Source organism: Nostoc sp. (assembly GCF_054880495.1).
In genome coordinates, this window is record NZ_JBTYKD010000203.1 from 1 (window position 1) to 9,681 (window position 9,681).

Sequence of the window (9,681 nt, forward strand, 5' to 3'; positions counted from 1 at the left end):
TCCGGCTTTCTTTGCATAATCTGATAATTTCATATAACCATATTACCATTTTTGGGTATATATGGGTATAGAATCAATAAATATTTACAACACTTTGCACTATGAGAAAGGTGTCACTACTAGGGGTAAATAGGGGAGCATTGACAGGGGGATGTAATGGGTGTATTGATTGCTGTACAAGCATTTACAATTCCTCATCATTTTTTCTTCGTCGTGCCAGTCAGTGAAATTTTTATTACTACCGCTATAAAGATTATCTAATAGCAGGAGTAATATTTAAAAAACTACGCCCAGCCTCTTCAAGTCATCCAGGGTCTGGAGAAACTGAAATTGAGTAAACTTCGGTGGGCAGACAACTCAGTACAATCATCAGCAGTGAAGCCCTAACTTGAGGGCTACAGAAGTGTAAAACTCGCCGCATCGCCGTACTACCAATAACTTGGGCAACTTCCGCCACCCCTGAGAGCACAGTTGGGAGTGATGATTCTGATTCAGTGATCAACAGGGGGAAGTATTTACGGGCTAACCACTTTTCATCGTCGTCTAAGTCAGCCAAATTTTTATTACTACCGCTATTAAGACTATCTAATAGCAGGAGTAATAATTTTTTAAATTGCTGCCAGCCCCCCCAGCGTTGGGTAAATCGGCTCACCCAGGCTTGGGAGATTTCGGCAATGTTAGCGATCGCGGGTTGGGTAATTTTCTGTTTTGATTCCCAAAGCTGGGTTAGGGCATTGACTATAGCGTGTCCTGTCTGCTCACTGGCGTTACCCGCTTCTGGACAGAGTTGGAAAGCATCAACGCTTTCTAATTTCACTCCTGGTAATTCACGATCGAGGAATTTTATGTCATAGTCAGCGCAGAAGTAAAAGGTAAGCTCTTGGTTGGGGCGACGATGTGAACGTAATCGCCCAATCTCTTGTATAATTTCTGCATTGATTAGTTCAGTGAGATACTTTTGGAAAGTGCTGTTTTTATCTTCCAGGTTGACTGGTTCACCAGTCATCACCTGATATTGTGCTGCTAAAACACCGATGTTTTGGTAGGGAATGCCAAAACTTGCGATCGCATCACACTCACTAAACCGATTAACACCACGCCCATCGACAAAGTGACCGTATTCTGTGCGGCTAAGGGCTTGGGTTGCAATCTGTTTCCAATCGATAATCCCAAGGGTGGGGCAGAGTTTTTTCAAGGTTTCTTTGAGGGCATTAACACGGTTGCTAAGTGGAAGAGAGCGATTTTTGGGCAGCTTACCTAACCCAGTGACGTTGACCACTTTTAAATTGTCGTAGTCTGGGCGTTGTTGCTCAATGACTAACACAGGATCATCGATGCCTAGTTTCAATTTCAACTTGTGAGATTTGAAAGTGGCATCAAGATAAATATTAAATTGGGCTGATTTAGCCAATTCAGTATGTTTGGGATTTCGGCGGTAAATGCTGAGTACACCCCATTGAGATTGGAAACTACCATCACCTTTCCAAGCTTCCAGGAAGTCAGGCAACCAGTAATTAGGCAAGTCAAGAAACTCCCTCCCGGCTGTTCGTGCGCTGTCTTTAACTACCTTTTTGGCAGCATAACGAGCCGCAGCACTTTTTTTGAGTTGTTTATCTTCGGTAATATCAATTGAGTCCAAGTCTTCTAAGAAAGTTAAATCAGGTTCTACAGTTTGCCGAATGGCTTCGATATCTAAGCCTGTGGGGAAAGGGGGCAGCAGCGCACGGATGCTGGCATCATCAAAGCCGTAGCGGTCATTCGGCTTAAGTTGTTGACTAAACAGTTGGTGTAAAACTAAGAGGGCAGGTTGCAGCTGTGATAGAAGATTTGGTTCTAACAGTAGCAGCTTGCCTATAGTGGTTTCAAAATCGTCGCGGTTCACATCAACGCTCCGCACGGTCTTGATGAGTGTACCAGCTTCTTCCCATAACCGTCCAACGGTGAAAGTTTGGTCAGCAGCGTTAGTTAAGGTGACAGGCGTAGAGTCGGGGTGCGCTCTGAGTTCGGAATAATTTTGAATTGCACTGCGCTTTTGAAAGCGGAAGCCAAAACCGTCACCACTGGCAAAACGGCACTGATTTTTAAGGGAACAACCCCCACAGATGGGGCTGATGCCGCTCTCTTCAAAATCAAGGCTGCTAAAATTCTTGTTACGAAATGCGTTAAATAAATAAGTTCTGTGACAATTGCCATCAGTGTCGGCAGTCTCACCCGCTTTAGTCCACAGTTTAAAGTCCTCACCTAGAGGAGTTTTGCGGGTGGGGTCAAGTTTAAAGCCGTTGTGTCGCACTGGCAGGTCAACAAAATTCGTCTCAATGGGCAGTGTAGATGGGTTTCTGTGGTTGGCATCCTGGTAAATTAGTTTATCAACGCCAAATAGCCCCGCCGTCAGTTGTCCCGCGTTGTAAGACTTACCTAGTCCTGGGTGAGAATTATCTAAGATTTGTGTCCAGCCCTTAGAAACAGCTTCCACCCATGCGGCAATGTGTTCATCCGGCTGGCAGGAAATAGAGATATCGCCTGTAATTTTGCTTCGGAACGGGATATTGCCCCTTTCGTAAATAATTACATTGGGTGTATTCGTATTAATTTCGGGTTCCGGCTTAGGTGATGGAGGCGCTTTAAATCCTTTAAATATAGAAGCAAATGGCGCGATGGGCTGCGCCCCAGCGTAGCTGAACGCTTGCCTTAATAAATTTTGGAAGCTGCTCAAGTCCTCTCTGACTTGCCCAAGCTCCCACTGTTCACGGCTAATTAGTCCTTTGGGCTGGTATGCTTGGTACTGCCGTTGCGGGAACCGAAAACCGTACTGTTTGGCAATGTGAAACAGTGTTCCGATCGTAATTCCCCCACGCCGAAAACTGCGAATCTTGGCGTGGATGTTCCAAGTTGAACCCTTGATACTGGGCGACCACTGTTCGGCTATAATTTCCGCATCCGTTGCCCCATAATGGTTAACCAGCGCCATTAGCACTTGACGGCATTCGTCATAGTTGCCGCTTCCTGGGGTGCGTGGTGGGATGAATGAAAGCGCGTTCTGGATTAGCTGGTCAATATCCCAGCCTTCAGTGAGGGAAATCTCACGCCACTCTTTACGCCGTGACTCAATTTCCTGAATTCTTAGCTGATACTCAACACGCTCTTGTTGCGCGATCGCGATCGCTTCACTTATCCATTCTGCTGGTAAAGTGGCTTCAGGGTTGACCAGGGGGAATTCTGCCTCTGTGCTGCCGTAGAAAACACGACTTGCATCCTTACAAGCTGGGTCATGGGGCAACTGCTGCATGAGGAAGCGCGTACAAGCTTCTACAGTATCAGCGCCTTGGACATATTCGGGGAGAAGGAAAACCAACCGGAATTTATGCCAGTCTTGTTTGTGACTGGCAGTGGTGTACATTAAGGCGCAGTGTTTTTTAATGAAGGGATGGGCTAGGGCTTCTTCTATGGTTAATTGGCGATCGTAAATTTTGATGTAATTCCCGTTTTCGTCTTTAATTGGCTTGTCATAAGCATCACGGGCGATATTGGAATTATCAATGTCGAGGAGCAACCATTGAGAACCGATGACATTAGCCTTACTGCGCCATTTCCCACCCAACAAGCCAGCACAGATAGCGTGACCTGCTTTAATGTGTTGCTGGACATCCTCTATTGTGCCTTCTGTATCTTGAAAGTTGGCGGCAAGTTTCTTAAAGTCCCAGTCTTTATTTCTGCCTGTGGCATTAAACGCAAACTTGATTTTATTACTAGGTATGACTGGGGGTAAAAACGCGCTATCGTAAATAGATTTTTTCCCTGATAGCGCCGTTCTTCTGCTCTCAACTACGGGGTTTGTCATTTATTAGTCACTCCTTCTAGGAAACCGCCGCTTATCAGCCATTACCCCCTCTGTTGGTACACGCCAGGGTGCTTATTGTGGGATTTTGGTTTGAGGGCAGCTTAAGGTTTTCAGTAGCCAAAAAAGTTTTTGACATTTTTGGACACCAGGAAATAATGCCAGATTGGCCAAAACCACTAGGCAAAACTGATCTAATTAATCTAATTAATCAGGGCTGTTTTAAGAGGCTACAACCCTTATGCAGCAAGGATTTAAAAAATGGATTGTCCGGGGATTCTAGAGTTTTTGTCCGGGGATTCTAGAGTTTTTGTCCGGGGATTCTAGAGCCTTTGTTTTAAGAACCAAAGCCTTACAGGGCAAAGCTTTAAAGCCAATTTTTTGAATTATTTTTTTTAAAACAAGACTGCAACAGAAAACCAGCCAACCACAGCCGATCATCAACTCGTAGTTGGGAAATCTAGAGTAATAATACTTAGTCTTGGATATCTAGAAGCGTTTGGATCTGGGTGGCCAGTTGTGGATTGAAGGTGCGCTCACCCCGTTCAATCAGGGAAATAAGGTTTTGAGATACGCCGAGAAAACCAGCCAGTTTCGCTTGTGACCAGCCTTTAGCAATACGTGCTTCTTTAACTTGACTGCTAATCAAGCTGATGTGTTGTTCCTGTGTGGGCTTGGCTTTTGGCTGTAACTGTTCTACTTTGGGTTTAACTTTCAATTGCGATCGTTCAACCGTGAGTTTGGCCTTGGATGCTATAAGTTCCGGGATAGGGGTTGGGGGTTTGATGGTGAGTTTTGCATCCAACAGCTTATCAAGGTAGCCTTTAGGTTTCTTATGCTTGGAGTCTGGTCTTAGCTCTTCGGGGTAAGTTTCGGGGTCAAATGCAATCTGCCAGCCCAGTTTTAGTAGTAGCTTTATGGCACTATCCCAGTGTTGTTTTAAGTCATAGGCTCGGCGGCGATCTAATCGAGCTTTATCTATAATCGGTTTGACAAATGCAATTTCTAATAGCTCCTGTACTTTGTAATTTCCATCAAGGCGAATTCGACTATCTAATGTTAGATATATAGCCAGCCTTAGCGCGAGTTCATCATGGTAGGGATCAATTTTCAAAACTTGTTGGGCTAAGTAGCCAAACTGATATAAAGCGTCCCTTGATTTTGCTCCTGCTCTGTTCAAAAAATGTTGAGTCCAAGCGCCGGGTTGAATAATTAACTGAACTTCATTAGGCTCTTCTATTTTCCCTTGTAAATTTATCTGACCATAGGGCACAACTGTAATGTTCCACATTCGACCTACAGGGGTACTAGCATTTATTCCACCTTTTTTGTTCCTACCTTCTATCCATACTGCTTTAACTAACAAACAATCTAATGCAAACGCAGTTTTGGCTATTTCTGAGAGTTTTTTATGTTTAGGTAAATCTGTTCGCTGATCCCAACCCATATCTTTTATCAAGTCACTGGCATTGAGAATAAATAAGCTTTCCCACGGTCTTTCCTGTTTCATTGCATAGGCAGCAAAGATTAAGTGCAGTTTGGCGCTGTTAAACCCAAATTTATCAATGATTTGTAGTGCTTCATCCCAAGGGAGCATGGAAATATCACCGGGGTTGGCAATATAATGCTCAATGAAGTTTTGAGAATCGCCCTTAGCTCTATGTTGTAAGTAGGCTATGCCATCTTCATTCTGTTTCCATAATTCTTTTTTAATTTGAGAGTCAATACTGGAAAACATAAGTGCTGCTGTTGGAATAGCTTCAAAGTCTTGGGACTTAAATAATTTTGATTGTCTAACTGTGATTGAAGTATTTGGGATGGAACTAGCTGGAGTTTCAAAATAACTTTCGTTTTCCTGAATACTATTTTGACATTTCTCCGTTTGAGATTTTGGAACCGGAGGATATAATTCATCTTCGGCATTTTCAAAAGAATTGTTTTCTATTTGTCTCAGATTGAGGGAAGTTGTTACAGGAATTTCTTTAAAAGACTGTAACAAATGACTGCGTAAAGCTTTTAGAAATTGTTCCTGGTTAGGAAATAGAGTTGAATCAATTTCTATGATTAATTTACTGAGGTCAATGTTTTCCTGACCTTCTTGATTAATCAAGTTGAGATTTACGATTAATGGAAGTTGCGAATTTAAATCATTTGCTGCCATAAGATAACTCTAATTGAATCGAATTTATCTGCTAGGACTGTACAGGCAACAGCAGGCGAATTTCATCGATTGGTGCATCAGTCAGCCGCCATTTAACGCCAGCAAGGGAAAGTTTTCTGTGCCAATTATGTGTGTCAGCTATTTCAAGCCGTTGTTTGAGCCAGATTTGCTGCCTCCGGTTGAAAGCTTGGTTTGATAGGTTTTGTAAATACAAGGTTGTTCAGCGTTGACTGAATGCCTAAGAGTCATTATTTTGCAGTCCCCTATTTCCCTTCTAAAGGAAATAGGGGGACAGTTGGGCTGAGGCGATCGCTTTAGTAATCGCAGGGATGGCACTAAAAGCGGGTTGATGTCAGAGTTCATTTATCCTCCTTGCCTTCCTGGTCTTTCCACTCGAAATACTCGCGCAATAGGTTCTCCAGCCCCTGACTGTTATCCACACCATTTTCTACACAATAAATTTTGAATTTTTTGAGTAGGTCTTGTGGTACCAACCCTCTTACCAAGCCGTAGTTAGGATCTTTTTTCTTATCTGTCACAGTAGCAATGTGCTGATGTAGCAACTCCTGCTCCATTATTCCATGCCTCCTTTAGATTTTTTTTGTATCTATGTTGCGACATTGCGATATAGTGATATAGTAACTTATAAGACGCAGAAAGTCTGCAAATTTTTTAGAAGACCAAAAAAAATCCAATTGCGTCCAATCTTGTTTTTTGGCATGGGCATCTGATTGCAACCATGCTCACAGTTATGTCTGCAAATGTCTTACTTAAGGACTCAAAAATATGGCTCAAGCGCGAGTTGTGATTAGGGGTGCGGCCCTGGAAAAGGGCGAACATCTTTTGAAAACTACCAAATTAGCAAGTTTAACAGAGCTAATTAATGTGATGTTTTCCAGGTACGGCAGGCATTTAGAAGCTACTTGGGAAGTTTTACCAGCCTTTGATATAGATGAACGCGATTCTTTGGCAAAATCAGTGCCCACAGTAGTTACGCAAATATCTTTACCAGCAGAAGATTTCACTTTTGATGAACCAATTAGCAGATTGTAAGCTACCCACCACCGATAGAAGCAATCAACGAAATACGTCTTGAGAGAACAATGCTTAATCAAAATCAATTACGAAGGTTAGAAGCAGTAGATCGCTGGCTCAGAGAAATTCGAGATTCTGAAGAATTCAGCCAACTGGAATACTCCCCAGATGTGATGTTAGGCGATGCAATCCAAGCAGTAGGCGAACTACTTGATTTTCACGTTCCCTATGATTACAAGCCCACGAATTTTACTGATTCTGAGTGGCATTCATATCTAGAACAGAAGCCAGTGATGCACATTCGCCGCGTGAAGACTTGGCGTAAAAAGATTAACTCATTCATTCAAGGTGCAGCGTCAGAAATAGCAATTCTGAGCTTACTAACAACAGGTTTTATGGTAGTTGGTGCTATCTTTTGTCACGGCTTTGACCGGATTGAAGAAAGCAGAGGCGAGGAATATCAACCCACATGGATTTACAACGCCAAGATTTTTGAAGGAAGTGCGATCGCATCTATCGCGGTCTTCTTGGGTGCAAGTTTGACGGGCGCGTGTGTTGCTGGAGACAAGAGAGATGCATGAATTAATTCCTGTCTACGAACCTTCTACCCTGTCACAGCGCAAGGTGTATCAAATAAAGGGTACGCTGTATCGCTTTACGGGTAAATGCCCTTGGGCAAGAATTGACCATCCCCAGTGGACATTCGAGCCACTAGACGGACAGAGAAAGACAGCTACTCTCAAGTTAAATCAGAACAAGGTCAGACATGGAATTTATGAAGTCCCTGGTATGGTGGCCAACCGTCAATCTGAAGTAATGGGACAGGGGATACAGCAAAGCTTGTTCTAACGTGTTTGATTGGCGACCGCGTTGAATGCTCCCGTTGAGTGACGCGATGCCTGCGGCGGGCGTAGCCATCGCAAAAACTAGGCTTAAGGGGGCGTAACTGCGGGGGTAAACGAGAAAGTGTCAGTATGTCTTGAAAACTGACAAAGCTTGTTATTACGTGGTTATAGCCTCGGAAAAGTAAGTTCTTCGTGATTTGTCAGATTTATTTTCCAAGGTTATTGATAGTCGTCAGCTAACTGCTCATATCAAATAACTGGATTCAGCTAATTACATACATCAAATACCTTGGACTTGTCTGGAATGGCAGTTAATTTTATACACACTTAAGCATTAACCAGGAGAAAATGTGGCGACGAAAGAATATATAGCTAAGTATCGCCAGTTGAAACAGATTTACGAGCGCGAGTTAAACAAACAGATTGCTGATATTACTTGGTATCGAGTGGTAGCAACCTTAAAGCAACACTTCAGTTTTGAAGTACAGGCAGTTGATGCTCACAAGATAGTCTCAGGATTCGCTGGACTAAAACGGCGCTACGGCAGTTTTACGGGTCGTGGTGAGGGGTTTACGGAACGCTGGCAAGCATTTAGACATTTCTATGAGTTAGATGCTCACTACGACGGCAGACAGTTTTTAGAAATTCTTGCAGACTATCTCAAAATCAATCTTATAGACGTACCGCGCAGTACTCGTTATTACTGGTTTGAACGCGCTGGCCTTTCTTTGAGTGCCAAGGAGGGGCATCACAGCAAGGATTTAGCGCTTGTTGCGTTTGTTGCTGCTAAATGGGCAATCAACAGACGAACGCAGCCCATGAAATCCGCAACCATCGAAGTTTTAGCACTAGTCAAATAAGGAGCAATCATCATGTCTGACAAGTTTACTAATAACGTTCGCGCTCGTTTGTACAAACAGGGTTATCAAGGATTCACTAAAGATGATTACACAACAGCTGCTCTTGCTGTCGAGTGCGATGACCTTGACAATCCCACCAAAGAGCAATTGAGTCAAGCCGTTGATTATCTCAAAGTCAAATCGACAAGCCAATTATCTTTCGTTGATGAACCCGTTGAAGAAACGTTTCTAGTAGGGTCAGAAGATGCACAACCTGACCCTGAACTTGATAACAGTCAGCTTACAATCGCTGCCCCAGAGATTAACAGCATCACTGTAACCAGCGATGACAAGCGTCAGATTGTAACAGCCCAATCATCGGCGCTGGGGTTTGAGTTAACTGAACAAGAAACATTGAGCATTGCTGAAAACGTTGACGACACTTTTACCGATTACAGCCAATTCATCAGTACTGTAACGGCTGCAATCAAGAACTACGTTGACCAGAAATTTGATGTCATTGAGCAATCATTTGAAACTAACGCCCAAGACTTGCGAGAACACGTAAGCAACAGAGCTTCTAGATTGAACCAAAAGGTTAACAACTTCTCAGGAGACATGAAAGCGGATATGGGAGTTATCCGCCAAAACATTAAAAGCACCCAATTCTCAATCCTCGCAAGGCTCAACGCGGCTCAATAGTGATAACTTGACGCTGCTTGAGTGCTTGGTGATTCGCTGGCTGAGGATGAGCTACTTCTCAATAATTGCTGTTAGTTTGGGTGCGCTCGTTGCTGTGATTTTACCCTTGTACAACTGCTTGTATCTGCCAATGCTAGAGCAATCAAGCTATCAGCAATATCTCAAACGGAAGTCAGCTATTGAACAGTATGTAAGGCGAATGGAGTATCACTGCAACCAAATATTTACCCCAGAGAAGGAATATCGCTGTGAAAAGTTCAATGA

Annotated in this window: 10 protein-coding genes; 7 read left to right on the forward strand and 3 right to left on the reverse strand. The window is 43.3% G+C overall.

Annotated elements, in window-relative coordinates; genetic code table 11:
• Positions 1-304 precede the first annotated feature (304 nt).
• Together ACYTXL_RS19170 and ACYTXL_RS19175 are read right to left on the reverse strand one after the other, a co-directional pair.
• A complete protein-coding gene (locus ACYTXL_RS19170; RefSeq protein ID WP_461926134.1) occupies positions 305-3,838 on the reverse strand; it encodes a PriCT-2 domain-containing protein in 3,534 nt (1,177 codons plus the stop codon).
• 472 nt (positions 3,839-4,310) lie between these two features.
• Entirely contained in the window at positions 4,311-5,996 is a 1,686-nt protein-coding gene (locus ACYTXL_RS19175) for a helix-turn-helix domain-containing protein (RefSeq protein WP_461926135.1), read from the reverse strand.
• Positions 5,997-6,009: 13 nt separating this feature from the next.
• On the opposite strand from ACYTXL_RS19175, the gene ACYTXL_RS19180 reads away from it, so the two are divergent.
• Positions 6,010-6,192, forward strand: coding sequence for a hypothetical protein (locus ACYTXL_RS19180; RefSeq protein ID WP_461926136.1), 183 nt, complete (start codon positions 6,010-6,012; stop codon positions 6,190-6,192).
• Between the two features lie 163 nt (positions 6,193-6,355).
• On the opposite strand, the gene ACYTXL_RS19185 is transcribed toward ACYTXL_RS19180, so the two are convergent.
• Positions 6,356-6,571, reverse strand: coding sequence for a hypothetical protein (locus tag ACYTXL_RS19185; RefSeq protein ID WP_094343774.1), 216 nt, complete (start codon positions 6,569-6,571; stop codon positions 6,356-6,358).
• Between the two features lie 211 nt (positions 6,572-6,782).
• On the opposite strand from ACYTXL_RS19185, the gene ACYTXL_RS19190 reads away from it, so the two are divergent.
• The 6 genes from ACYTXL_RS19190 to ACYTXL_RS19215 all read left to right on the forward strand — a co-directional run.
• The gene (locus ACYTXL_RS19190) at positions 6,783-7,049 is read left to right on the forward strand and encodes a hypothetical protein (protein WP_069071944.1); all 267 of its coding nucleotides are present in this window, start codon (positions 6,783-6,785) and stop codon (positions 7,047-7,049) included.
• Between the two features lie 50 nt (positions 7,050-7,099).
• Positions 7,100-7,612, forward strand: a complete 513-nt coding sequence (locus ACYTXL_RS19195; RefSeq protein ID WP_461922741.1) for a hypothetical protein — start codon at positions 7,100-7,102, stop codon at positions 7,610-7,612.
• Positions 7,605-7,880, forward strand: a complete 276-nt coding sequence (locus tag ACYTXL_RS19200) for a hypothetical protein (protein WP_461922740.1) — start codon at positions 7,605-7,607, stop codon at positions 7,878-7,880. Before ACYTXL_RS19195 ends, ACYTXL_RS19200 begins: the two co-directional genes overlap by 8 nt.
• Before the next feature lie 346 nt (positions 7,881-8,226).
• Positions 8,227-8,736: a hypothetical protein gene (locus ACYTXL_RS19205; RefSeq protein ID WP_461926137.1), complete on the forward strand. Its 510-nt coding sequence runs from the start codon at positions 8,227-8,229 to the stop codon at positions 8,734-8,736.
• A 12-nt stretch (positions 8,737-8,748) separates the two neighbouring features.
• Positions 8,749-9,417: a hypothetical protein gene (locus tag ACYTXL_RS19210; RefSeq protein ID WP_461926138.1), complete on the forward strand. Its 669-nt coding sequence runs from the start codon at positions 8,749-8,751 to the stop codon at positions 9,415-9,417.
• 46 nt (positions 9,418-9,463) lie between these two features.
• Positions 9,464-9,681 (forward strand): hypothetical protein (locus ACYTXL_RS19215; protein ID WP_461926139.1); only part of this gene is annotated, 218 nt, incomplete at its 3' end.

Bases quoted from the DNA above. Each gene is read 5' to 3' on its own strand.
- ACYTXL_RS19210 (WP_461926138.1), top strand. From the start codon at position 8,749: ATGTCTGACAAGTTTACTAATAACGTTCGCGCTCGTTTGTACAAACAG.
- ACYTXL_RS19185 (WP_094343774.1), bottom strand. From the start codon at position 6,571: ATGGAGCAGGAGTTGCTACATCAGCACATTGCTACTGTGACAGATAAG.
- ACYTXL_RS19170 (WP_461926134.1), bottom strand. From the start codon at position 3,838: ATGACAAACCCCGTAGTTGAGAGCAGAAGAACGGCGCTATCAGGGAAA.
- ACYTXL_RS19175 (WP_461926135.1), bottom strand. From the start codon at position 5,996: ATGGCAGCAAATGATTTAAATTCGCAACTTCCATTAATCGTAAATCTC.
- ACYTXL_RS19190 (WP_069071944.1), top strand. From the start codon at position 6,783: ATGGCTCAAGCGCGAGTTGTGATTAGGGGTGCGGCCCTGGAAAAGGGC.
- ACYTXL_RS19195 (WP_461922741.1), top strand. From the start codon at position 7,100: ATGCTTAATCAAAATCAATTACGAAGGTTAGAAGCAGTAGATCGCTGG.
- ACYTXL_RS19200 (WP_461922740.1), top strand. From the start codon at position 7,605: ATGCATGAATTAATTCCTGTCTACGAACCTTCTACCCTGTCACAGCGC.